This is a genomic window from Enterococcus sp. 3G1_DIV0629 (assembly GCF_002141285.1).
Lineage (GTDB): Bacteria > Bacillota > Bacilli > Lactobacillales > Enterococcaceae > Enterococcus_B > Enterococcus_B lactis.
The window spans coordinates 34,473-58,512 of the sequence record NZ_NGLI01000003.1 but is presented as its reverse complement, the minus strand read 5'-3'; the positions used below and the strand labels follow the sequence as shown (position 1 = coordinate 58,512).

General features: G+C 38.4%; 19 protein-coding genes. 5 read left to right on the top strand and 14 right to left on the bottom strand.

Going from position 1 to position 24,040, the window contains the following annotated elements:
• Positions 1–24 precede the first annotated feature (24 nt).
• From mgtE to A5816_RS12505, 4 genes are read right to left on the bottom strand one after another with little or no spacing between them, the layout of a single operon-like run.
• On the bottom strand, positions 25–1,386 hold the full coding sequence (mgtE, locus tag A5816_RS12520; RefSeq protein WP_002315660.1) for a magnesium transporter: 1,362 nt from the start codon (positions 1,384–1,386) through the stop codon (positions 25–27).
• 17 nt (positions 1,387–1,403) lie between these two features.
• Positions 1,404–2,303 carry an RluA family pseudouridine synthase gene (locus tag A5816_RS12515; protein ID WP_086311460.1) on the bottom strand — a complete coding sequence of 300 codons (900 nt, stop codon included), beginning with the start codon at positions 2,301–2,303 and terminating at the stop codon, positions 1,404–1,406.
• Between the two features lies 1 nt (position 2,304).
• On the bottom strand, positions 2,305–3,102 hold the full coding sequence (locus A5816_RS12510) for an NAD kinase (protein WP_002315658.1): 798 nt from the start codon (positions 3,100–3,102) through the stop codon (positions 2,305–2,307).
• Complete coding sequence (locus tag A5816_RS12505) at positions 3,077–3,784, bottom strand: GTP pyrophosphokinase family protein (RefSeq protein WP_086311459.1); 708 nt, start codon at positions 3,782–3,784, stop codon at positions 3,077–3,079. Before A5816_RS12505 ends, A5816_RS12510 begins: the two co-directional genes overlap by 26 nt.
• Before the next feature lie 130 nt (positions 3,785–3,914).
• On the opposite strand from A5816_RS12505, the gene A5816_RS12500 reads away from it, so the two are divergent.
• Both A5816_RS12500 and A5816_RS12495 read left to right on the top strand, forming a co-directional pair.
• Positions 3,915–4,490, top strand: coding sequence for a CYTH domain-containing protein (locus tag A5816_RS12500; RefSeq protein ID WP_086311458.1), 576 nt, complete (start codon positions 3,915–3,917; stop codon positions 4,488–4,490).
• Positions 4,491–4,607: 117 nt separating this feature from the next.
• Positions 4,608–5,285: a ClpXP adapter SpxH family protein gene (locus tag A5816_RS12495; RefSeq protein WP_002373092.1), complete on the top strand. Its 678-nt coding sequence runs from the start codon at positions 4,608–4,610 to the stop codon at positions 5,283–5,285.
• Positions 5,286–5,356: 71 nt separating this feature from the next.
• Here A5816_RS12495 and pepF read toward each other — a convergent pair whose 3' ends face one another.
• The 4 genes from pepF to spxA all read right to left on the bottom strand — a co-directional run bounded on the left by pepF (position 5,357) and on the right by spxA (position 9,823).
• Positions 5,357–7,165 (bottom strand): oligoendopeptidase F, encoded by a 1,809-nt coding sequence (gene pepF / locus A5816_RS12490; RefSeq protein ID WP_086311457.1) that lies wholly within the window; start codon positions 7,163–7,165, stop codon positions 5,357–5,359.
• Positions 7,166–7,344: 179 nt separating this feature from the next.
• A complete protein-coding gene (locus A5816_RS12485) occupies positions 7,345–8,343 on the bottom strand; it encodes a competence protein CoiA (RefSeq protein ID WP_086311456.1) in 999 nt (332 codons plus the stop codon).
• Between the two features lie 97 nt (positions 8,344–8,440).
• A complete protein-coding gene (locus A5816_RS12480) occupies positions 8,441–9,094 on the bottom strand; it encodes an adaptor protein MecA (protein ID WP_002335220.1) in 654 nt (217 codons plus the stop codon).
• A 330-nt stretch (positions 9,095–9,424) separates the two neighbouring features.
• Positions 9,425–9,823, bottom strand: coding sequence for a transcriptional regulator SpxA (gene spxA, locus A5816_RS12475; protein ID WP_002296384.1), 399 nt, complete (start codon positions 9,821–9,823; stop codon positions 9,425–9,427).
• Positions 9,824–10,587: 764 nt separating this feature from the next.
• On the opposite strand from spxA, the gene A5816_RS12470 reads away from it, so the two are divergent.
• Positions 10,588–11,295: an HAD family hydrolase gene (locus tag A5816_RS12470; protein WP_002309968.1), complete on the top strand. Its 708-nt coding sequence runs from the start codon at positions 10,588–10,590 to the stop codon at positions 11,293–11,295.
• A 145-nt stretch (positions 11,296–11,440) separates the two neighbouring features.
• On the opposite strand, the gene A5816_RS12465 is transcribed toward A5816_RS12470, so the two are convergent.
• The 4 genes from A5816_RS12465 to A5816_RS12445 form a co-directional block, all read right to left on the bottom strand.
• Positions 11,441–14,635, bottom strand: coding sequence for a DEAD/DEAH box helicase (locus tag A5816_RS12465; RefSeq protein ID WP_086311455.1), 3,195 nt, complete (start codon positions 14,633–14,635; stop codon positions 11,441–11,443).
• Positions 14,636–14,653: 18 nt separating this feature from the next.
• A complete protein-coding gene (locus A5816_RS12460) occupies positions 14,654–17,779 on the bottom strand; it encodes an AAA family ATPase (protein ID WP_086311454.1) in 3,126 nt (1,041 codons plus the stop codon).
• A 6-nt stretch (positions 17,780–17,785) separates the two neighbouring features.
• Positions 17,786–18,907 carry an exonuclease SbcCD subunit D gene (locus tag A5816_RS12455; protein WP_002373074.1) on the bottom strand — a complete coding sequence of 374 codons (1,122 nt, stop codon included), beginning with the start codon at positions 18,905–18,907 and terminating at the stop codon, positions 17,786–17,788.
• Between the two features lie 187 nt (positions 18,908–19,094).
• Positions 19,095–19,718, bottom strand: coding sequence for a 1-acyl-sn-glycerol-3-phosphate acyltransferase (locus A5816_RS12445; RefSeq protein WP_002309961.1), 624 nt, complete (start codon positions 19,716–19,718; stop codon positions 19,095–19,097).
• 128 nt (positions 19,719–19,846) lie between these two features.
• Here A5816_RS12445 and A5816_RS12440 point away from each other — a divergent pair, with 128 nt between their 5' ends.
• Together A5816_RS12440 and A5816_RS12435 are read left to right on the top strand one after the other, a co-directional pair.
• A complete protein-coding gene (locus tag A5816_RS12440) occupies positions 19,847–20,581 on the top strand; it encodes a tRNA1(Val) (adenine(37)-N6)-methyltransferase (protein ID WP_002373071.1) in 735 nt (244 codons plus the stop codon).
• Positions 20,571–20,855 (top strand): GIY-YIG nuclease family protein, encoded by a 285-nt coding sequence (locus tag A5816_RS12435; RefSeq protein ID WP_002309959.1) that lies wholly within the window; start codon positions 20,571–20,573, stop codon positions 20,853–20,855. The genes A5816_RS12440 and A5816_RS12435 overlap by 11 nt, the downstream gene beginning before the upstream one ends.
• A gap of 74 nt (positions 20,856–20,929) precedes the next feature.
• Here the strand turns inward: A5816_RS12435 and A5816_RS12430 are convergent, their stop codons facing one another.
• A complete protein-coding gene (locus tag A5816_RS12430; protein ID WP_038399114.1) occupies positions 20,930–22,813 on the bottom strand; it encodes an acyltransferase family protein in 1,884 nt (627 codons plus the stop codon).
• A 266-nt stretch (positions 22,814–23,079) separates the two neighbouring features.
• Positions 23,080–23,955 carry a YitT family protein gene (locus A5816_RS12425; RefSeq protein ID WP_002291388.1) on the bottom strand — a complete coding sequence of 292 codons (876 nt, stop codon included), beginning with the start codon at positions 23,953–23,955 and terminating at the stop codon, positions 23,080–23,082.
• Positions 23,956–24,040: the final 85 nt, after the last annotated feature.

Below are 24,040 nucleotides of genomic sequence, written 5' to 3'. Positions count from 1 at the left end.
GCTTGTTGCCAATGTTTTTGCTTTTTACATAAAATACCCCATAAATAAAGAGGCAATATTGAAATAAATCAGTACACTTGTCAAATCACTCAAGGTCGTGATAAATGGACCGCTTGCTACCGCTGGATCAAATCCTAGACGATCCATCAGCATCGGAATCAAACTACCTGCAAGATTCGCCACTGTTATCGCAAACAACATGGCCATTCCTATCACAAACCCTAAGATAAAATTATGTTTCCAAAAGCCCACGATCAGAAAAATCGTAATCCCTGTAACAGCTCCTGTTACGACGCCGGTCAAGACTTCAGCCAAAACAAGTCGGACAAACCCGTGATCTTTGTCATCAGAGATTGCAAGTCGACGGACAGCCACAGCTAGCGACTGGGTTCCAGCATTACCAGCTGTTCCTGTGATCAGCGAAATGAAGACCGCTAAAATGCTCGCTTCACTTACCAAGTCTTCATAATGACTGATTAAAGAAGCAGTAGACATACCTAAAAACAACAGAGTGATTAGCCAAGGCAAACGTCGAGATGCTGCCTTTACTGGATTTTCATTGATTTCTTCTACATTGACCCCGGCAAGTCCTGAATAATCGCTGGCAGCTTCATCATCAATAACGTCAATGATGTCATCGACTGTGACGATTCCCAACAAATGATCATCATAATCGGTGACAGGAAGAGCTAAGAAGTCATAATCCCTGAATGTTTGTGCCACATCTTCTTGGTCGTCGCCTACATGAACTGAAAGTACCCGCTCGCTCATCAGATCAGAAATCATAGCATCATCATCATTCACGATTAGGTCGCGTAGAGAAATAACCCCCACTAGTTGACCTTCTTGATTAACGACATAGATGTAATAGATTGTTTCAGCAACATCTGCTTCATTCTTCAACACATACATCGCAGAGCGAACGGTTTGATTTGCTACGATCGAAACAAATTCAGTAGTCATGATTGCACCAGCTGTTTCGTCTTCGTAATGGAGCAGTTCCTTGATTTCACTGGCATCGTCTGCAGACATCAAACTTAAATATTTAGCAATTTGCTTTTTATCTAACGTATTAAGCAAATCGACAGCATTATCTGTATACATCTCAGAAAGCATATCCGCTGCATAGCTAGGACGCATCTCATCCAGATATTCTTTCATATGTTCGTTGTCTTCTTCAATCACATCGAACATATCCGCTAATTCTTTAGGCGACAGATAGGAATAGATCAGCTGCCTGTTCTCTTCTGTAAGAGATTGGTAGAACTGCCCCTGCTCATAGATATGCATCTCTAAAAAACTGTTTCTGAATGCCTGAATATTATTTTCCCTTAAATCTTGAGTCAACTGGGCAAATCTTTCCTCTAATTCTTGATTTTCATCCAAACCAATCTCACCTCGCCTTATTCTTCAAACCGTCTCACAACTGCCTCCATGTCTGCGGCTAAAGGCTGCTTGAACTCCAGCAGCTCTTCTGTAAATGGGTGGTAAAAACGCAGATCATAACAATGAAGGGCTTGTCTTTTTATTCCCAGATCCATTCGTCCGCTATACATATCATCACCGAGCAGTGCACAGCCAATGGCGGAAAAATGAACTCTTATTTGATGTGTCCTTCCTGTATGCAACTGGATATCAACTAACGCGATTTCTGCTAGTCGCTTCTCTATCCAGTACTCCGTCTGTGCAGAACGTCCTTCATCAGAGACCATTCGCTTCAGTAGCGAAGAATAATCTCGGGCAATCGGCAAATCGATATGTCCATGTGCCGATAAATTTGAAAGCATTCCACTGACTAATGCCTGATATTTTTTTACAAACTTCTTTTCACGAAGCTGCGTGTCTAATTTCGCGTGCGCAAACCCATGCTTGGCAAAAAGCATCAAGCCAGACGTATCACGGTCTAGTCGTGTAACTACATGGATTACTTGGTTTTCGTACCCTTGTTTTTTGTAATAAGCCTTTACACGATTAGCCATTGTCCCATTTGGATGGTATTGGGCAGGAATGGACGAAACGCCTGCTGGTTTGTTTACTACCAGAACATGTTCATCCTCATACACGATATCGATCGGCGTTTCGTCCAAAAGTACGGTTTCATGTTCTCCTTCAGCAGGAATCACAATGGTTACCTTATCATCCTTGGATAGAGAAAACAAGACATTTTCTACTTGATCATTGACTTTGATTTGACCGCCTTGAAATTTTATTTTCGCTAACAGACCTTTTGAGATCCCTTTTTCTTTTAAAAAATATTTTACCTGCTGAGAATGATCTTTCTCATAATCCCATGTAAACTGCATATTAATCCTCACCAATAAAGGCATCTTTCACGCGATGCCAAAAATGCATATGTCGATAAGAAGCAAAATGGATCCGTTCTTCTGCTATGCGATAATAAATAGAACGGATATCTGCTTTTGCGACATTCAATTGATCAACCGTTACAAGATAATCTTCTGTATTTTCCAATTTTATTTCCAACCACTCATCATGGGCAATCACGATCGGAGAACCCAAAGTACGAAACACTCGATTATTCAGCGAAGCAATCTCAGCCAATTGAAAGGCATTGATACTAGGATGGATCACTGCACCGCCGACACTTTTATTATAGGCAGTCGAACCAGTGGGTGTAGAAATTGTCAATCCATCTCCTCTGAAACTTTCAAACAATTCATTTTTAATGTATACATCGGCTACCATCGTACGATTGGCCCGTTTAATCGTTGATTCATTTAGTGCTAAAAAATGCTGATCAGGCGTTTCATCCAAATAACTGATCCGAACATCCAGCAAGGGATAGCTGACACTTTGTTCCCGATTTGTTCGCAAGCTGTCTACTAGTTCTTCCAGTTCGTAATCTCGCCAATCAGTATAAAACCCTAAATGACCTGTATGCACGCCTAAGAAACGCACGTCATTCAGACAATGACTGTAGTGATGAAATGCCGATAATAATGTGCCATCTCCACCAATTGAGATGACCAACTCTGGTTCATGATCATCTCGCTGGATCCCAGCTTGTTCTAATAGTGTGTTCAAACGCTCAGCCACTTCTATGGTCTTTGCTTCTTTATTGTGAACGATCGCTACTTTCATTCCCTGCCTCCTCTCTTTCGCTTTCTTTCTTCAAAAGCGTTCGATAGTAGACATCATCTGATTTTCCTCTTCCATGGGAGAACAATCGCTGTGCTTCTTGGATTTCTTCACGGATACTGGACATCTCTTCATCCAGTTGATACGCAGCTTCTGCCGCACGCTGAAGTCGTTCGCTCATTTCTTCTGGAAAAACGCCTTGATATTTATAATTCAGCGAATGCTCGATCGTTGCCCAGAAATTCATCGCAAGGGTCCGTATTTGGATTTCCGCCAAAATTTTCTTCTCACCACTGATCAGCTGTACAGGATACTCGATCACCAGATGATACGAACGGTAGCCACTTGCTTTCTTATTAGTGATGTAATCCCGTTCTTGAAGAACTTTCATGTCTTTTCTTTTACGGATAATCTCAACAACTTGATGGATATCTTCTACAAACTGACACATGATCCTTAAGCCGGCAATATCAGACATTTCTTCTTCTAAGCGTCCCATCGGAATATGACGTAACTGTGACTTTGTTACGATACTGTCAACTGGTTTGACTCTCCCAGTGACAAATTCAATTGGAACATGACGATTTTGTTCACGAAACTGTTTACGGATTCCCCGCAGTTTCACTTTCAATTCTGATACAGTTTGTTCATATGGTGCTAAAAATGCTTCCCAATCTCGTTCCATAGCTGATACCTCTACTTCATTAACATTCATTGTTTATTCTACCATATATGCAAAGTTTTTTCGTACTCTTGATTTATGCATTGACCAAAAAAAGAAAATTAGGCAAAATAGACAAAAAGGAGTCGATCAAATGACGCAAATGCTTGAAATCGAATATAAATCTATGCTGACAAAGCAAGAGTACGAGATATTCATCGCTCACTATCAATTAACAGATAAAGATTTCCGTGTACAGACTAATATTTACTTCGATACCGTTGATGAACAGCTGAAGAAACAAAATTGTGGTCTACGGATCCGTTTCGTTGGTCATCAAGCTGAATATACATTAAAAACACCTGCTGAGGAAGGGCGTCTCGAAACGACGGATACCTTTATAACAGAAGAAGCAGAAGCATTCATCTTTCAAAAACGTTTGCCTCGCTCGGGCGCAGTTTTTCAAAAACTTTCTGATTTGAATATCGATCCTGCTTCATTGATCCAAACAGGAAAGCTTACAACAAAACGGGCTGAGTTCCCCATTGAAGAAGGACTTTTAGCTATCGATGAAAGCTGGGGAGACAATCTTCACGATTTTGAACTAGAACTAGAGGTAGGGGATGCATCTGCGGGAAAAATTGCTTTTATAAATTTTTTAAAACGTTTTTCTTTGCCTTATCGTCCTGCTAAGAACAAGATCCAACGTATGCTTGAGGCTAAAAATTAGAAACCTTTCATTTTCACAAGGCACTTGAGTTCATTTTTTTACTTTTTTCTGTTAAGTTATAGGATGTGAAAGAATCTAGTCACTAGTTGTATAGAATCTATTTTGGGGGAGATTCATATGATCGAAATCTATTTATTTGTTAATCCTTTAGGGGAATATTGTTTCGAAATGGAGCAACAGTTATTACAATTTATTGAAGAAGAGTACGGAACACCATCAAAAGAAAAGATGCAATTTCGCTTTCTTCCTTTGGTCAATTTGCAGACAATTGGGGATGTCATGCAACAAAAAGGAATTTCTCAAAACAATCTTGAGAAACGTAACCACTTATTCTCAACGACTTATTCTGCCGCATTAGACTGCAAAGCGGCTCAATTCCAAGGAAAGAAAAAAGGCCGCCGTTTTTTGATCAAACTGCAAGAAGCAGTCGGCTGCAATAACATACCATATTCTCATGCACTTGCTGAATCGATATTTGAAGAGATTGGCGGCGATTTGAATATGTTTAAAGAAGATCGGCAATCTGACTTTGTTAAAGAAGTATTCTTTTCCGATCAAAAAATTGCTCGAGAAATGGGCATCACGAAACATCCTTCCGCAGTCGTTTACAATTACGCTTGCGATCGTGATTTTGGTGTTTTAGTAGAAGTAGAAGGCACAAGCAGCCTTTGGAGAATCAAAGAGCTGTGTAAAACAACAGATAACTCGTATCAAGTTTTTAATGGTGAACATTTACATACAAATGATTCTCAGTTCCATTCACGAACTAGCCATTTACACTTGCTTTCTAATTAAAAAAATACGTCGACTCCCTTACAAGAGAGCCGACGTATTTTTTTCGTTTCTATTCGAAAAAATCAAAAATCTTATAAACGATCAATCAATTCTTCTAATTCATTTAGTCGTTGTTCAAACATCGACATTGCATCTTCGATATACGCAGCCTGTGTCATATCTACTCCTGCTTTTTTCATCACTTCAACAGGATAATCACTGTTACCAGCTTTTAGATAAGCCAAATAGTTCTCTAGCGCATCTGGTTCTTGACTAAGTATTCTTTTCGCCAACGCTGAAGCAGCAGAAAAACCAGTCGAGTATTGGAAGACATAGTAATTATAGTAAAAATGCGGGATCCGTGACCATTCAAATTTGATTTCTGGATCTTCTTCGACTGCCGGACCATAATATTTTGCATTCAATTTACCATAACTATCACTTAGATATTCACTAGTCAATGGCACACCTTTTTCATCTTCCGTATGCATGAAGTGCTCGAATTCAGCAAATTGTGTCTGGCGGAAAACTGTTCCTTTAAATCCATCCAAGTAATGGTTGAGCACATAAGCTCGGACGCGAGGGTCTTTTTCTGTTTCCAATAAATATTCTGTTAGGATATTTTCGTTCGTTGTCGAAGCAATTTCTGCTAAAAAGATGGAGTAGTCACCATATACATAAGGCTGGTTCGACCGTGTGAAATAACTGTGGACACTATGTCCCATTTCGTGGACAAGCGTAAACAACTGATCCAATGTATCATGCCAATTCAATAAAATATATGGATTTGTGTCATAGCTTCCCGAAGAATAGGCACCACTTCGTTTTCCTTTATTTTCGACAACATCGATCCAACGTTCAGAGAATGCTTTTTCTACAATAGTCATGTACTCTTCGCCCATTGGCTTCAGTGCTTCCAAAGCTTTCTCTTTTGCTTCTTCATACGTAAAGGTGATTGGAGCTTCTCCTAAGACCGGTGTATAAAGATCGTACATGTGCAGTTTTTCCACTTCTAATAAACGTTTCCGTAATTCCATATATCGATGCAGCAAAGGCAAATGCTTGTTTACTACATCTACCAAAGTGTCGTATACACTTTCAGGAATATGATTATTGCTCAAAGATGCTTCTCTGGCAGAGCTGTAATTACGAACTTTTGCTTTAAAATTATGTCCTTTTATATGCGTACTTAAAGTAGACGCAAACGTATTTCTAAATTGCTCATAAACACTGTACAATCCTTTAAATGCGGCTTCGCGAACACTTCGATCCGTGCTTTCTAGCAACTGACCGTACACACCATGAGATAATTGGACTTTTTCACCATTTTCTCCTTCGATCGTTGGGAAAACTAAATCTGCATTATTCAAAACAGCAAATGTATCACTTGAAGCCTCAAAGATTTCACCTGCTCCTGCAAGAAGCGATTCCTGCTCGGCAGATAAAACATGGGCACGATTATCCACTATTTGCTGGATATAGTGACGATAGACTTCTAACTTCGGTTCTTCTTTGAAATATTGCCAAATCCGTTCATCTGATAACTGCAATATTTCTGGTTCAAACCAGGAAACAGCTTCACTAACCTTTGAAAACAAACTACTTGCTCTTGCATAAAGCGCTTGATATTCTGTATTCCCAGTATCTTGATCGTTTTTAAGGTGCGCATAGACATAAATGATTTCAGTTTGGCGATAAACACTCAAAACAAATTCAATCGCATCAAGAAATTGAGAAGCGCCTTGATCAAGTGTTCCTTTGTATTTTTCAGATTTTTTTAACTTTTCTGATAATTCTAGATATTTCTCATCAAATTCTTGGTCGCTTGAAAAGATTTTGGTCAAGTCCCAAGTTAAATTTTCAGGCAATTCTTCGCGTTTTGGCAACTGCTTTACTTCCATGAAATCCACTCCTTTTTATCCCTTTGTCTCTGTCTATCAAAATAGATCATTGTCTAACATCCACATGTTACAGCATCTGATTTTTCTACTACTAATCTATGTGTCTGCTTCTATCAATTTTAGCACAACTAAAACTTGTTTTACATAGAAAACCGGTTCCTGTTCTATTTTTATACTTACTATATTTTCCAAGAGGACAAACGTGTGCATTCATCAAAAAATTGCCGATAGACCATCTCTTCCTCAATCATAGGGAAAAGCCACTTCATTTTATATTCTTTTACTTGGCAAAACCATGAGCTGAAATCAGGTACTTTCTGTTGTTTTAAGGATTCTTCGTACAACATTCGATAAAGAAAAACTTGTTCTCGTAAATAAAAGAAAAACCGACTGTTTTGATAGATCCACGGTGATAGATCCAAAAGGTGCTTGTGACGCAAGTAGCACTGTTCTTGTATGGATACTGTATTTTTTTGTTTGTAAATCAGCTGGCGCGCTAGCCACTTCTTCCCATCCTCACTTAACTTGTCTGTTTTCTTCATCTGATTTATTTTGATTTCATTATTAGAAAATATTTTTTTAAGATCATTACCAGAAAAAGTCCAGCAGCTACTGAAAAAAGAAATGTGACCTGATACAGTCTCTGTAATATGATGATATAAATAAAGTTTTTGGTTCTTAAGGTCAGCTTTCCAGCAATGTATCCCCCTTTTTCTATTATAATAGCAGCAACTTTTTTCTATCAATGAAAATTGCCGTTGTCCAAGAAAAGAATGACCAAGTATCCACCATACTTGGTAACCGTTGTTCAAATAACTTTTGGTTCTTTCAACAAATCTCTGATGAGACAACCTAGAACATTGGATTTCTAATGCTAGATTAGCCAATAAAATATCTGGTCTCTGTCTCAATCTTGGCAAATAGGCTTCCAAAAATGCAGGTTCTGCTGACTGTCCTAGCCAATCCATGAAACATTCCTTTAACTGCAAGTGTTCTTCTGATTCCCCCTCACTAAAAACCGAACAGTTGTCAGTTTTTCGATGGGCAAAATGAGCACATTTTTTCTTTCCCTTTTTCAAAACCACTCTTTTCCGACAACTACGACAATAATACGTTTTCTCTTTTTCTGCATATTTAGCAGAACAGCATTCATGATATTCATTCATCGCAAGCAGCATTTTTCTCCCTCTGAACTTATTTACGTCTAGCAATTTATTTACACGAAAAAGAGCCATATCGATATATGATCGATATGGCTCTTACTATAATGGTGATTTATACAAAATAAAATTTCGTACGCTCGATAGCATTACGCGCCATCAGACACTTTCCATACTCATTCAGTGTTTCTGGTGTACGATCGCTCTTTTCTGCAAACTCCAAAATTCGAGCAATCTGATTCTCTACATCCGCTTGGTTGAGATTCTCCATCCAGAAATGAACGACTAGGTAATAACGCTCTTCGAATAAGTACAAATCAGTCCAAGCAGATTCTAGTTCAACATCTGTTGCCAGCTGGATCACTTGCTCAAAATCTTCAAAAGCAAAAATTGCTTGTCTTTCCTGTTCTTCTAGGGCGCTTCCAGATAATTCTTCTTCCGGATCGCTACCAATAATTTGCTGACGGAGAAATTCGCTCACGTCTTCTGAATCAACAGCAGAATCTTCTGATTGAGAAATTTCTTCATCTGGCAGGTTTTTACTGATAAACAGTTCTAATCCGTCTCCTTTTGGCAAAACTTGGAAAGTGACAGCTTCGCTTCCTCGGAACTCCTCTTCGATATCAACTTCTTCCAGAATACTATAAAAGAAATTTTCGATTTCTTTGTGATTGCCAAGTAAATCCAAAAATGAAACGCCCCGTTCTTCTAAATCTTCATGACCTATCAGTACACGGATCGTATTTTCATTAATATGTTCCATTTCCATTTTGCTACACCTCACTTTGCCGCAATGTTCAATATAGATTCATTGTAGCGAAATCAGCTTAAATGTAAAGAAAAAAAATCCCGCTGTTAAATGAATTTAATAAAACCAGCAGATTTTTTCAATCGTTCAAGCTATCTTATTTAACTATAACATTTTTGGGAGATGAATACTATATAGCCGACTTTTTAGCTAATCAATCACTTCTGTTTTTCATACCATGACCACTCTCACACCTTTTTTTGTGCCCACAATAAAGAACGCTATTTATAAAAACAAAAAAACTTGGAAAAACTATCATCAAAATAGTTTTTCCAAGTTTCATTTTATCTTCTATAATCCAGCCATCAATTGTGCTTGACGCAATTCTAATTGTCGTACATCGCGCGGCAGGAATCGACGAATCTCATCTTCATTAAAACCAACTTGTAGACGTTTATCATCAATCATGATTGGACGGCGAAGCAATCCAGGATTGTTTTGCACAAGTTCCAATAGTTCTTGTAACGGCAGATCATCTAAATCCATGTTCAGTTTTTGGAATACTTTGGAACGTGTCGAGATGATTTCTTCTGTTCCGTCTTCTGTCATTTGTAAAATCGCTTTTAATTCAGAACTGTTCAATGGTTCTGAAAAAATATTACGTTCAACAAATGGAATCTGATGTTCTTGCAACCACGCACGAGCCTTTCTGCAGGAAGTACAACTTGGGGAAGTATATAATGTTAACAACGTGCACCACTCCTTTTCGTGATAAGAATCACTTTTTTGTAACAGAAGATCATAATGATCTCCCATCTGTTTCTATTATACATAATCAACTTTTAAATAGCTACCTTTTTTTCATAATTTTTTTAAAAAAATGAAAGTTATCTAAGGTTAATATACAGTAAAACCAGCGTTCTTGCTTTTTCTATCATTTAAAAATTAGAGTTTTCAAATCTAATTCAAATTTTATAAGACGATGAAACAGCCAATAAAACTGTACTATTATTTTATCTAAAAGCACAAATGAAACCGATTTCTTAAGATTTTTTATGTTTTTTATTTCTTTGATAGTAATGATTCTTGTCATTTTAGATAATATTGTTCTTTATTATAACGCTTATTTTCTCTGTTATATAAGCGGAATATTTTAAAGCAATGATTACTAGATAAAATTTACTATAAACAAATAAACTAAATAACGTTATTTTATGTTTGAATAGTTATATTGAGACTGTATTAAAAAAATAAACCTTTCGAAAATTCCTCAGAGATTGCATTAAAATAAACCAACCGAGTTACACAATAATGATTAATTTGTTCATCAAACCTATTGACGTGTTTCATGATTTTTAGTGAAAAAAACTGAAATCTAAAAACCTTATTCTGTCAAGGAAACAGAAATATAGTAAGAAAAACCTTTATTTATCAGCTTTTTTAGATAATTTTTTCTGTTACAATAGTCAAGGATTTGTGAAAAAATCAATGAAAACCGAAAGGCGTGTAAAATTTTGATTAAATCAGTTGTGTTTGATGTTGATGATACAATGTATGATCAGCAGCAGCCATTTCGAAACGCGGTAAAAAGAGTCGTGCCGCTTGTTTCAGATGAAGATATGCATCCACTATATATCCGATTCCGTCATCATAGTGATGAAAACTTTCCAAAAGTAATGGCAGGAGAGTGGACGCTAGAATATATGCGAGCACATCGAATCAGCCAATCACTAAAAGATTTAGACTACCCTCACATCACAGAAGAAGAAGGTCTCCTATTTCAAAAAATTTACGAGGAAGAACTTGATAATATCTGTTTGCATGAGGAGGTCAAAAAAACACTTGACTTCTTGAAGGAAAAAAATGTCCCATTAGGAATTATCACAAATGGACCGACTGACCATCAGACAAAAAAATTAAAACAACTTCAATTGAATAATTGGATTCCTTCCCACAACATGCTGGTTTCTCAAGCAACAGGGTTCCAAAAGCCAGAAAAAGAGATTTTTCAGCTTGCTGAGAAAGAATTTCATATGCTTCCAGGAGAGACTCTATATGTTGGCGACAATTATGACAATGATGTTTTAGGTGCAAAAAGTGCCGACTGGCAAGCACTTTGGTTCAACCATCGAGAACGCAAAATCGACCAGACACCTATTTGCGATATCGAGATTTCTTCTTTTGATCAGCTATTAGAAACAATGAAGACAATCTTTGCTTAACTCCTATAAATAAAAACAAAAAATAATAGCAAGGAAATCGGGATAAAACAGAAACCCAACTTCCTTGCTATTTCTTAAATCAACTAAATACTTGCTTTTTTCGAAAGATCTTCTTATCCATTACTGAACGATTGTTTCGAATCTCTTACTTCTCAATCTCTCCTACACTTAAGATCATGCGGATATCTTCTTCAGTCAGTTTTGTCAGCTGTTCTTCATTTCCTTGGATCACTTTTTGGAACAGTTCGCGTTTTTCTTGTTGGAGCGAATCCATTCGTTCTTCAATCGTTCCTTCAGAAATCATACGCCATACTTCTACCACATTTTTCTGTCCGATTCGATGCGCACGACCAGCAGCTTGTTCTTCAATTGCAGGATTCCACCAAAGGTCATACAAGATGACCGTATCTGCTCCTGTCAAATTCAGTCCCGTTCCCCCGGCTTTTAAAGAAATCAGGAAAACATCTTTTTCGCCTGCATTAAATGCATCTACCATACTTAATCGATCTTGCGGTTTTGTACTGCCTCTTAAATAAAATGTTGAGATCCCCAGCTCGGCTAACTCTTCTTGTAAGATAGTAAGCATACCTGTAAATTGAGAAAACAGCAGAACTCTGCGTTTGTTCTCTTTGGCAGCAACTAATAGATCTTTTACTTGTTCGAGCTTGCCAGAACCACCTTGGTAATCTTCAATAAACAGACGGGGATCGCAACAAATTTGACGCAACCTTGTCAGACCTGCTAGTATCCCGATCCGGTTTTTCTTGAATGCTTCAGAATCCATTGACGAGATTTCTTCACGCATTTGACGCAAGTAAGCTAAATAAACGGTCTTTTGTTCTTCTGTCAGTGCAGAATATAGATTCATTTCTGTTTTTTCTGGTAAGTCTTTCAACACAGTTTGTTTATCTCGCCGTAAAATGAACGGTCGGATCATTTGCGCAATTTCTTCTGCGGCAAGTTCTCTGAATTTTGTTTTGGTTGGGAAAAATCCTGGCATGATTGTTGCAAACAATGACCACAATTCTTCTAAATTATTCTCGATTGGTGTCCCACTTAATGCAAATCGCTGAGGCACAGCTAATTCTCTCAATGCTTGAGCAGTTTTCGTACTACTATTTTTGACCATTTGCGCCTCATCAAGGATCAAATAATCAATTTTTTGTGATTGGTAATCAGCTAAATCTTGTCTCAAACTGGCATAAGAGGTCACTCGAATATCTGCGTCTTTAGCCAGCAATTCTTCCCGTTCTTTTTTATTCCCATTGATTACTTGGATACTCAAAGAAGGAGCAAATTTTTTTACCTCTGCCTGCCAGTTGTAGATTAAGCTGGCCGGCGCTACGATCAAAGCAGAAAAGCTTTCCCGTTCTTCTTTTTCCGAAAGTAAAAAGGCAATCGTCTGCAGTGTTTTCCCAAGTCCCATTTCATCGGCTAAGATACCGCCAAACTGATAATGGCCCAACATCTTCAACCATCGGAATCCTTGCTTCTGATACTCTCTCATCTTTGCATTCAATCCTTTGGGAAGCTGCGCCTGATACCCTTCTGGATGAATGAGATCTTGGACCATCGTTTGAAACGATTCGCTAAAAGTAGCATTGCTTTTTTCCAATTGATTTTGAATGATCAGTCCTTGATTCTTAGGTACATGGATCGTCCCTTCTTCTGAACGTATTGACTCTCGTAATTGTTGCAATACTTGGCTTGTTTGTTGGAATCCCTCTGAATCAAAAGAAAGAACCTGTCCGTTTTCCAATGTATAAAAAGCATCATTTCGCAACAAGCTTTGCAGTACATGATCAATCTCTTGCTCTTCTATTCCCGATACGTCGAACCGAATATCAAGCCATGAACCAGTCTCGGTTACTTCGATTTGCGGCTGATGTTTATGCGCATCTAAATACAACTCCCGCAACTTTCTACCAAGTCTGACTTCACCAAACTGACGGAAAACAGATAGTTCTGTACGGAAAAAGGCATACAGTTCCTCCCCGCTTGGCAACGGACGCTCATAGCCAGTTTCATTTTTCTGGTAGCGATACATCCTGAATAAATCAAGGACTCGTTTTTCTTCAGCTCTGTCACGCAGCACCTGAAAGTCCTGATTGGCCGAGACCTCATGTTTTGGATCGGTCGAATAGATGACTTCGCCATAAACGAAATCGACTCGAGCTTGGATTTTTCCTTTGGCTTTTCGGAAAAAGAAAATAAATTCGACTGGAATATCTGCTACTTCCTTTTCTACTTCAGAGGCAACCACTACGTCTCCAATCTCCGAAAGAAGAGGAATGATTTCTTTAAACAAGGCCGGTAGTTCTTTTTTCTTGAATACTACTTCTGGTTTCTCCAATCGGCGAATCAATTGTTTCCAAGTTTGATAAACTGTTTGTTGATGCTTCGTTAGAGAATAGAATACTCCCTGGATAAGTCCCCACTGATAATGCATAAAGAAAAAATCAAAATCATTTAATGCTTGTAACAAGTAATCTTCTCCCTGTTTTTCCACTTTGAATGATAAAGGCTTGTTTTGATCGGAAAATTGGATTCCTTGATCGTTTTGTTCATTTATCTGCAGATGCAAACGTGTCGTCTGATTCATCTGTTCTAGCAGGAAGCGGGCTTGTTCTACTGGGAGAAGCAGGTATCTTTTATCTAGTTTCCCTTTGACTTGCAAGCCATTCGTGCCTAATAATTGATGCGTTTGGGCACTTCCTGCAAGGTGAGCGAGTATTTTTTGATCTTCTTTTTGAAAAGCCCGTTTGTCTAGATGAAACTGATACTGCTTATTGACTGTGTAGGTTTCTTTTTCTGTGTAAGCCTGTAAAAAATCATAGATGTTTTTTACGATATATGTTTTTTTCGGCGATGCCAAAGAACCGATACGTAAGTAAAGCGCCAAAATAGAAAGCTCTGGATGATACTGATTTGTCTCAATCGTTTCTACTTGGTATTCAATAATCAAGGGTTGCACCGCTTGAGGATTTTTTTGTATTTTTAGACGAGAAAAACCTTTTGCAATGATTTCTCCTTCACTTGTTGTTTTTACCGGTTCTAACATCGGCTGGTCTTTTTTCATGATACGAGATAGATTTTTCGACCGTAAGTAAAGTTCCACAGCAACTGTATGCTTACAATATTTATGTTCCTCCCAATATGGACATTGGCAGTAATCTATCTCTTTTGCTGTCCCATCCAAATCAACCATATACAATTCACTGCCCAAGACTTCTGCATGCCACACGTTTTCTTCTTGGTCAGGGACAACCGATAACACTCGGCCTTCTTGCAAGTATTGACGCCCACGTGCAATGACTTTTTCCGGAATACTCCATTTCATAGTTACCAATCTCCCTTTTTATCCAAGTTGATAGCGTATTTTGCTTTGTCCGCTACCTTCTGTATCAATTCTTATTTGCTGTAATACTCGTTCTTTCAATTCTCTTACATGACTAATGATCCCGATCATTCTTCCTTCACTTTCAATCGTTTCTAAAGCTTCCATCGCCATTTCCAAAGCTTCTTCATCTAATGACCCAAAACCTTCATCAATAAACAATGCATCGATTGCTACCCCACCAGCTTGTGTCTGGATCACATCCGCAAGGGCTAATGCTAAAGAAAGTGCTGCAATAAAACTTTCACCGCCAGACAGCGTATGCGCGCTTCGAGACATGCCTGCCTGATCATCATAGATATTGATTTCTAATCCGGTTTTCCCTCGATAACTGCCGATCGTATCCGCTAGTTCAAACTGATAACGATTTTTCGTTAAACGTTGGAGATGATCATTTGCTACTTGTAACACTTCTTGTAGATAAACTTGAAGCACATACCGTTCTAAACTAGTCTTCTTAGGATTTTCTCCGTTGAATGTTTGCGAAAGCTGCTGTAATTGCGTAAGTTCATCTAATTGCGTCTGGCTTGTGTGATAAATCGAAAGACATTCATCGTAGATTTTCTGGTTATTGATTTTTTGTTCTTGTAAACTGTATATCTTTTCTTGCTTTGTTTCGATCATCTCTCTTATCTCTTCCAATTGCTGGCTGATCTCTTCTGTATCTGGAACTATCTCCGTCAGCTGGATATTTTCTAATTGACGTAGTCGGTCAGCTGTCACTAATTGTGCTTCATGATAAGTAGTGATTATGCGCTGGTTCTCTTCGTATTGTGCTTGCTGTTGTGCGAATGCACAGACTTCCTCAGTTGTTGAAAAATACGATTGGCTTTCCAGCTTTTCAGCTATTCTTTGCTGTTCTTTTTCTATCTTTTCATCTGTTTTTTCTATTTGTTCCTGTTGAAGATCAAGTTGTGTCCGAAGCATATGCAGATCTTGCAACAATTGCATTCCTGCTTTCTGTTCAGCAGCAAGTTGGTTAGAGTCTTCTTCTAACTGTTTTTCAAGTTGTCGTATCTCTTCTTCTAAACAGTTGCTATCCGTATCTTGTAATTGTTTTTCTAAACTTTTGATTTCGCCTTGCAGTTGTTGAAGCTGATTATTTTTTGCTGTCTGTTGCTGCTTGTAGACAGCTAATTGCTGCTCAACCTTTTCTACTTGTTGGCTTATTTCTTCCAGTTCTGCTCTTGCATTGGCTATCTTGCTTTTTCGTTTATCTAAAGATTGTTCGATTACTGTAAGAGCAGTTGTTGTTTGTTCTGTTATCGCAGGAAATGCCTGTTGCAAAGCCTGTTGTAAGTGTTTTTCTTGTCCAGCTAGTTGTATATTCGTTTCCATGATTTTTTGTTCTAAATCAGATAATTGCTGTTGAAGATTATTTTCATATGCTTCATTTTTGGCAATGATTTGCTGGGTTCTTTCTACAGCTGACTCAGCTTCTGCCAGTTGTTGCTCTACTTTTAAGATATCTTCCTTATTTGGCTGTTCATGTTTTGATTGTTGTACAGGATGTTCTGTCGACCCACAAACCAGACATGGTTCCCCCGGACGCAAAAAAAGCTGAAGACGAGCAATTTGCTGCTTTGCCCATTGGCTTTTCAGCTGTTCTGCTTGTTCTATCTGTTGTTTCAATCGCTTATTATTTTTTGTTGTTTCTTCGGCTGCTTTTTTGAGCTCTTCTCTTATCTGTTCGAGTGATTCGATGCTTTTTGTTTTTTGTTGTTCTATTTCCTGCTGTTTTTCATCTAGATGTTTTAACTGTCCAAAAGCAAGACGATCTTCCTGCAGTTTTTCCTGATCCAATAAGATTTCTTGAAGAATTCGAGTTCTTTCCTGATAAATAGCCTGTTTTTGATGTAGCTTTTCGGCGTTCGTTTCTTCTTTATCTAATGAATGTTTTAATTGTTCTGCTTCTTGTTTTTTACTACGCAAGGCTTCGACAATCGGTACCATCATCTGTTTGTTTTGCAATTGTTGAGCAGCTTCTTTGATTTTTGTTTGCCGATGTATGCGGTCTGTTTCATTTTTTTGCCACTCTTCATAATGTTGCGTAGTCATCGCTAGTTTCTTTGTTTGTTCACTGCTTTTTTGTGACAGTTCTATTTTTTCAGCTTTTATTTCTTTCAGGTGCTGGATTGGTTCAATTAAGCGTTGTGTAAATTCATAATACCCAATCCATCGTTTCTTTTCCTCTATTTCGTCTTTTTGAGCGGCTAATTTCTTTTGCTTATTTAGTAATGTCGCTTTTTCTTCATAGCTTTTTTTCAAGGTTTCAAAACGATAGTAGGAATTTTCTAATTGTTTCTGTTTCTCCTGATAGTCTGCTAAAACTTCTTTTTCTTCAGTGATTTGTTTTTCTAGTATGGCCTGATGGTTTGTCCATTGGGAAAGAACGGCTTCAAACCCCGCTGCTGCTTCCTCTTCTTTGACTAAAACAAATCTTTTTTGCAGAAGATGAAGTTCTTGCTCTAAATGATCTAGTTTTTGTTGCTGTTGCTTTGCTTTTTCCTTTAATCGCTCATTGAACTGTTGGAAAAACTGAGTACCGAACAAATGACGTAAAACAGTCTCTTTCTCACTGCTTGATGAAACCAAAAAATTACGGAATTCTCCTTGGGGCAGTAAAACGATTTGGGAAAACTGTTTCGCATCGAGATTCATCAGTTCTCTGATCAACTGGTCTGCTTCTGTACGTTTTGTGATTTGTTTTATTTCTTTTCCTTTCCCATCAAAGATGGTCAACGTTACTTTAGCCGCCTGTTTTTTTGTTCCGTTTCCTTTTCGTTTCGCTAAAACTTGTTCTGGTTTTCGTTCGATTTCATAGCTCATCTGCTGATGTTCAAAAGAAAAAGTCACGCTTGTTTCTTCTTCTGGTGTAGCAAACAAGGAACGCATCTCTTTTCCAGAACGAAGTCTTCCGGAAGTTTCACCAAAAAGTGCGAAAGTGATCCCATCAAAAATCGTCGTTTTTCCTGCTCCTGTCTTCCCGCTGATCAAAAAAAGCGGTGCTTCTGTTAATCGTGAAAAATCAACGGTCTCATTGATAAAAGGACCAAAATTTTTAAGTTTTAATTTTTTCGGTTTCATTCTTGATCATTCCATTTCCATGATTTCTTGCAACGTTTCTCCGAGCCATTTTTCTTGGTTTGCCGTTAGCTGTTCTTCCGTCATTTCACTAAAAAATGCTTCTGCTAATTTTTGAGGATCTTTCATTTCTAGTACTTTTCGTTTGCGCTTTGTTTGTTCTGCTCGGCCGTTTGCCCGTTCAATCCCCAAAATACGAGGATATATTTGCCGAAGCTGGTTCATCATATTCGGGATGATCGTTCTGTCCGTGAGATAGATATGGATATAATTCTCCCGATTGACGGACTGATAGAAGGCAGGATCCAACAATTCTTTAAAACTTGCTGTTATTTCTTCAATATCATGCAGTGGTTCGATCTCCCTAAAATTCAACTTTAGGTCTGTTGTCAGGTCAACGATCCATACGCCTTTTTTCTGGTTGATCTCAGATAGAGAAAATTTCAACGGCGAGCCACTGTAGCGAGCATTATCCTGTCTTAAAGCAGCTTGATTATGCAAATGTCCTAGTGCTACATAATCAAACGGTGCAAGCAGTTCGCCTGGAATCGAATCCAGACCCCCTACTTCGATTTTCGTTTCCGAATCAGATTTTACACTTCCCATTACAAAAAAATGGCTAATCAATACGTGTTTTTTCCCTGAATCAAACAGCTCCTGCATTTTATCTATCACTTTTGCTACCGCTTGCTGGATCGTGCGGATACTGTCATCTTCAAAATATAATCTGGCTGCAATTGGTTCAAAGTAAGGAAGAAAGAAAAATTGTATGTTGTTAAACTCGACTGGTTCGAAAGCTTCTGCTAGCTGCGTTCGCAAAAAATAGTTCGAATAACTGAACCATGGCGTACCAGCTGAAAGTCGCGTACTGCTATCGTGATTTCCTGATATAGCAAAAATTGGGATCCTTTCCTTTAAATTCCAATCAACCATTAATTCATTGTATAATGCTACGGCATCAACAGCGGGCACACTCCTATCATATAAGTCTCCTGCAATCACGATTGCCTCTACTTTTTCTTCTTTCGCGATATCCAGTATAGAAGATAATACATGACGTTGGTCTTCAATCAAGTCATAACCTTGTAGTTTTTTTCCGATATGCCAATCGGCTGTATGTAAAAAACGCATCCAATCACCTCAAAAAATGTCCTTCTAATCATTATAACACTTTGATCCATTACATGACACCTGTCTTCTATTTTGCACGTTGGAAAGCAAAAAGAGGGCAGACTTGACGTCTCTCCCTCGTTTTTCATCGAAAAGTCTGAACAGAACAGGAGATTCAAAAAGACCGCCTATTCATAAACTTATCACTTTATTTTTTTTTGATTTCATATTTGAAATCTGGGTTCACTTCTTTGTCCAATTTGTCAAAAGCCGCTTGTGTTCGTCGTTCAATCTCCGCCATTCCTTCTTTATCCGTTTTCTTGATATCTGATAGGTCGATTGGTTCACCGAAACGCACTGTCACTCTCTTACGTTTGAACAAATCCCCAAGTGTCAGTGGACCTTGGTATACGGCTGGTACGATTTTCGCTTTAGACATTCTGGAGATCAACGCCATCCCGCCTTTAAGTTCTGTAGCATGCCTTGTCCCACTGGGGAACATGATTAAACTTAAATTTGTCGATTTTAAAATCTTTACAGGTGTTTTAATGACGCTTGGTCCTGGATTCTCTCTTTTAACTGGAAAAGCATTGGATCGAGTTAATATAAATCGCAGAACCGGATTTTTGAACAGTTCTTCTTTTGCCATAAAGCTGAATTCCTTCGGTGCTGCAGCTACCGCTAGATATAATGGGTCCCACCAAGTACGATGGGGAGCAACTAGTATGTAATTCTCATCTTGCGGTAATACTTCTTTATTCTCATAACGGGCATTTCCATTGACTAAAGCTAATAGTACTCGAACTACCCCTCGCATAAATCGATAAAACATAGTCTCTTCCTTTCCCTTCTTATGGTCATAGTATGCATAAAAAACAGAGGTTTGACAAGCCACCTTGGTTCTTTTTAATAAAAATAGTATAATACAAACGACTATTTTTTTCATTTTGGAGGGAATCCATGCTTCACGAAGACGAACGAATCGACCAATTATACGCAGAAGATATCAAAATTATCCAAAGTTCCCAAGTATTTTCTTTTTCTTTAGATGCTGTGCTACTTGCTCACTTCTCTCGTGTGCCTAAAAAAGGACAGATTGTTGACCTTTGCGCAGGTAATGGTGCAGTAGGCCTGTTTTTAAGCAAACGAACTCAAGCAGCTATTGATGCTATCGAACTTCAGCCTCGCCTAGCAGACATGGCAAGACGCAGCATCGCGCTGAACCATCTAGATGAACAGATGACAGTCCACACCATCGATCTGAAAGACAGCTTATCCGTCGTTCGGCATAATTCTTGTGACTTAGTCGTCTGCAATCCACCTTATTTCAAAGGACTGCCAACAAATAAAACGAACCCTAATAAACACCTAGCAATCGCCCGTCATGAGATCCATACAACATTAGAAGAAGTGATCGATAATTCAAGTAAGTTACTAAAAACAAATGGGCGTTTCGCTATGGTCCATCGACCTGAACGATTCTTAGAGATCATCCAAATTATGCAAAATCATCGGATTGCACCTAAACGGATCCAATTTGTTTACCCAAAAGCTGGAAAAGAGGCAAATATTTTGTTAGTTGAAGGAATCAAAGAAGGTAAATTAGATGGATTCAAAGTCGCTCCGCCATTGATCACTTACGATGCGGACGGGGAATACACAGCAGAGATCCGTGAGATGCTCTATGGCAAATAAACATTATTTTTACGTATTATTCTGTAAAGATCAGACATTTTATGGTGGGTACACAACAGACCTTTCTAGGAGACTAGGGGAACATAACAATGGTACTGGCGCTAAATATACTCGTCTTCAAAAAAGAAGACCTGTTAAGATGATCCATGCAGAAGTATTTTCTTCAAGAAGCGAAGCAACAAAAGCAGAAGCTGCATTCAAAAAACTCACCCGAAAACAAAAAGAACATTATTTGAAGACACACTCAACCGTTTTGCTTCCTGAAAATAGATGACTGTTAAAAACACGATAAATATAAAAAAACTTCAGGCAAAAACAACTGTTTTTGCCTGAAGTTTTTTGTAGCTATTATTCTGATACGTTTGTCTCACTGCTGTTCGTACTTGAACTTCCTCCTAGCAAGGCTTCACTGACTAAGTGAATGTAATGTGTCATCCCTTCAGGATTTGGATGGACTTGGTCATCATAAAACCAGTCACTATGGTCATTACTGTAGCTATACCAATCAATCAGCGTCATATTGTCGTATTTTTTCGTCATCTGTTCAAGCATCGCATTCACGTCATTTTGCCAACGTTTCGTCGGTACTCGGACATTGACCCAGTATACTTTTCGATCACCGATTGCATCCATCACGCTATCAAACTGGGCTTCAGAGAATGAGCCATTCGTTCCTAGTCCAATTAGAACAGTGTCTTTCAATAAATCTTGTTCCTTTAATTTTTCAATATACGGTACACTGGCGTATAATTGTCGCCCCACATCGCCATCTACCACTACTTTTGGATAAAGCTCTTGTAGATCAGTTGCAGCATCTAGCATAACTGAATCACCAAATGCCGTTAGCTCTAATTTTTGTGCCTTGTTTCCTTGGGCCTTAGACAACTCATACTTATCAAGAATCGCTTGGTCAACTGAACTAGTGGTATTTTCTGAATTGTTTCTGGTTTCTTCTGCTAATTTTTTACTTTCAGCGATCTTTGCCTGCAATTGTTTTTGATCGGCCGTTACAGCATTCTTCGGTGCCGTAACGAAACCAACGAATGCAATTGCTACAAGTAATGTGCCTGGAACGACCCATGGTTTGCTCTTACTGATGATTGGTTTGCTGAACCATCCTTTCATCACTTGGAATGTACGACCATAGTCAAAACGTGCTAGCGGACGTTCCACATATCGATAAGAAAGTTCACTGATGATTAAAATCAATGTGATTTCCACTAAAGTATGGAACAGAACATGATCAGCAATATCAGTCACTTTTGCTTCATAAAAAATCATAACTGGAAACTGATACAGATAAATCCCGTAGCTTCGTTTGCCAATCCAAGTAAATACTGGATTTGTCAGCCAACGATTCAAGCTTGCTCCAGGATGTGCTGTCACTGCAACTAGTACTACGCATAACAGACTCACTAGGAGCATCCCTCCATAATAGATGAAATTGTAATGATCATCTAAAAAGAAGAAGCAAAGAATCAGTGCCAGAAGTGAGATTCCTCCAGCGATATTCAAGATACTTTTTGCTTGTTTTGGGATGTTTTTCTTCAAACGAGTACTTGGCCAAACAAAAGCGAGCGCACTTCCCAACCATATAGAAAACAGACGGGTGTCAGTTCCATAATAAACACGGGTTGGATCGCCCCCTGGTGTATACAAAATCATCATCAAGATCGCAGAGAGGAAAGATGTACCTAACACGGTATAAAAGATCCATTTTCTTTTACGAACAAATACCATCAACAATACAAACAAGATTGGCCAAACCAAATAGTTTTGACCTTCTACCGCTAAAGACCAGATATGTGTAAACGGTGATTCATTAGCAAATCGATCGAAATAAGATAAACCGTTATTGATTTGCCACCAGTTGTTGACATACAGTAAGCTGCTGACGACAACTCCTCGAAGATTATTCAACAATCCTCGCTGGAACAAGGTGATATAAGCCGAAGCTGTAACGAGCATAAAAACGAGTGCCGGATAGAGTCTCTTCATTCTTCTGACATAAAATTGCCAAATATTGATTTTTCCATTTTGTTCCCATTCCTGCCGTAGCAGATCTGTGATCAGATAACCAGATACGACGAAAAAAATCGGAACGCCCAAATAGCCGCCTTTCATACTAGTTGGCAGAAGGTGATATAAGATAACACCAACCACAGCTAATGAACGGAGCCCATCAAACCCAGTGATGTAGCGGCTGTTTTTTAACCTTTTTTGTTTTTCCATTCAATATTCCAACTTTTCATAAACTTTTTTCATTCGTAATATACGGGTATTAAGTGAAAATAGCAAGTAGAATCGTGTCCTTTCTCTACTATTTTTTTCTATCATCCCATAAATTTAAAAAAATAAACATGCTTTTTTTCAACTTTAAGAAAATTTCAAATAAAAAAGTAGTTTCTATTTGCTGATCCGTCCTTTGGTAGAAAAAAACTGCAGACAAACGAATGTCTGTCTACAGTAGTATTTCATGAATTTTTGTCAAACCCGATCTAAATGCCATCCTCGTAGAAACGCCCAAGTATCTGGACATTTTCTGCAATACTTACAAAAGCTTGCGGATCAGAAGCTTTCATCGCTTCTCTGAGTAGAGGCAGTTCGTATCGTGTAACGATCGTCATCAATACTGTTTGCTTATCATGTTTATAAGCACCTTCTGCTTCATTGATGATCGTGATCCCTCTACGCATACAGTTTTGGATTTCATTCACTACTTTTTCTGGATGTTTCGTTACGATCATTACCTGCATTTTCTTTTGTTTAGTATAAACGACATCAGTTACTTTTCCACTGACGAAAATAGACAACGTACTGTAAAACATGTATTGCCAGCCAAATAGAATTCCAGCAACAAAAACGATCAATGCATTGAAGTAGATCGAGATAGAACCAATCGACTTTCCTGTTTTTTTACGAATCGTGATACTCACGATATCTAGACCACCCGATGATAGGCCATTTCTCAACGCTAGCCCAATCCCTAGTCCCATCACAGCCCCACCAAACAACGCACAAATGATTGGATCGGTAGATAAGACTGTTTCCGGTAAAATATGGATACAAAGGGAGGTCAAAGTGACTGTGATAAAAGTGAAAATTGTAAACTTCTTCCCGATTTTGAACCACGCCAAGACGAACAAAGGTATATTCAGTAAATACAAAGTGGTTGATACCGGCACCTCGAACCCTATCAGTGATTTTGACAAAGTCGTCAAAATCTGAGCCAGACCAGTAATACCGCTTGAATAAATATGTCCTGGTTGATAAAAGAAATTCAATGCGACAGATGCAATCAACGCATAAACGATTGATACCGAAAGTTTGGTCGTGTAATCATGGTAAGCCCAATTTTCGAATGTTTTTTTCATGGAAAAGCCCCGCTTTATATGTTATGGCTTCATTATAAAGTGTTTTTCAATTAAATCAAGGTTGCCAAAAGAAGCAGATTCGACA

Coding starts and splice junctions, on each gene's coding strand:
- A5816_RS12515 (WP_086311460.1), bottom strand. CDS start 2,303: ATGCAGTTTACATGGGATTATGAGAAAGATCATTCTCAGCAGGTAAAA.
- A5816_RS12510 (WP_002315658.1), bottom strand. CDS start 3,102: ATGAAAGTAGCGATCGTTCACAATAAAGAAGCAAAGACCATAGAAGTG.
- A5816_RS12505 (WP_086311459.1), bottom strand. CDS start 3,784: ATGGAACGAGATTGGGAAGCATTTTTAGCACCATATGAACAAACTGTA.
- A5816_RS12500 (WP_086311458.1), top strand. CDS start 3,915: ATGACGCAAATGCTTGAAATCGAATATAAATCTATGCTGACAAAGCAA.
- A5816_RS12495 (WP_002373092.1), top strand. CDS start 4,608: ATGATCGAAATCTATTTATTTGTTAATCCTTTAGGGGAATATTGTTTC.
- pepF (WP_086311457.1), bottom strand. CDS start 7,165: ATGGAAGTAAAGCAGTTGCCAAAACGCGAAGAATTGCCTGAAAATTTA.
- A5816_RS12485 (WP_086311456.1), bottom strand. CDS start 8,343: ATGCTGCTTGCGATGAATGAATATCATGAATGCTGTTCTGCTAAATAT.
- A5816_RS12480 (WP_002335220.1), bottom strand. CDS start 9,094: ATGGAAATGGAACATATTAATGAAAATACGATCCGTGTACTGATAGGT.
- A5816_RS12465 (WP_086311455.1), bottom strand. CDS start 14,635: ATGAAATGGAGTATTCCGGAAAAAGTCATTGCACGTGGGCGTCAATAC.
- A5816_RS12460 (WP_086311454.1), bottom strand. CDS start 17,779: ATGAAACCGAAAAAATTAAAACTTAAAAATTTTGGTCCTTTTATCAAT.
- A5816_RS12455 (WP_002373074.1), bottom strand. CDS start 18,907: ATGCGTTTTTTACATACAGCCGATTGGCATATCGGAAAAAAACTACAA.
- A5816_RS12445 (WP_002309961.1), bottom strand. CDS start 19,718: ATGTTTTATCGATTTATGCGAGGGGTAGTTCGAGTACTATTAGCTTTA.
- A5816_RS12440 (WP_002373071.1), top strand. CDS start 19,847: ATGCTTCACGAAGACGAACGAATCGACCAATTATACGCAGAAGATATC.
- A5816_RS12435 (WP_002309959.1), top strand. CDS start 20,571: ATGGCAAATAAACATTATTTTTACGTATTATTCTGTAAAGATCAGACA.
- A5816_RS12430 (WP_038399114.1), bottom strand. CDS start 22,813: ATGGAAAAACAAAAAAGGTTAAAAAACAGCCGCTACATCACTGGGTTT.
- A5816_RS12425 (WP_002291388.1), bottom strand. CDS start 23,955: ATGAAAAAAACATTCGAAAATTGGGCTTACCATGATTACACGACCAAA.